The 331-nt window shown below is 57.1% G+C and carries 1 protein-coding gene; it reads right to left on the bottom strand.

Annotated features, from left to right (window positions below; all coding sequences use genetic code 11):
* Positions 1-314, bottom strand: a 314-nt coding sequence (locus tag J0A65_RS26720; RefSeq protein WP_269814718.1) for a TonB-dependent receptor domain-containing protein, incomplete at its 3' end; no start/stop codon positions are given.
* Between the last annotated feature and the right edge of the window lie 17 nt (positions 315-331).

Raw genomic sequence — 331 nt, 5'->3', positions numbered from 1 at the left:
CCAGCGTCGTAATCGAGGTTGTACTCGACACCGCGAAAACGGGTTTCCTCCAGGTTGTTCTGGTAGGCCGAGCGGCCAAGGCCGGTACCGCCAACCGTACGGCCCGGTACGCTGACGTTGATATCCATGAAGGAAAAGTTGTCGATACGGGTATCGAAGTAGGCCACCTTGATGCCCAGACGATCGCCATCACGCAACAGGGACTCTTTGAATACATTGAAACCCACTTCCCAGTTGTGAGAGCGCTCCGCCTCGAGGAAGGGATTGGGATATACCTGTTCCGAGCCACCTCCACCATGGGGACGGCCAGACATGAAAGCCTCGGTCACCG

Origin of the sequence: Bowmanella yangjiangensis, assembly GCF_017255015.1 — a bacterium.
GTDB lineage: Bacteria > Pseudomonadota > Gammaproteobacteria > Enterobacterales > Alteromonadaceae > Bowmanella > Bowmanella yangjiangensis.
The sequence above is the reverse complement of the archived record's forward strand: the minus strand, read 5'-3'. Positions and strand labels throughout refer to the sequence as shown.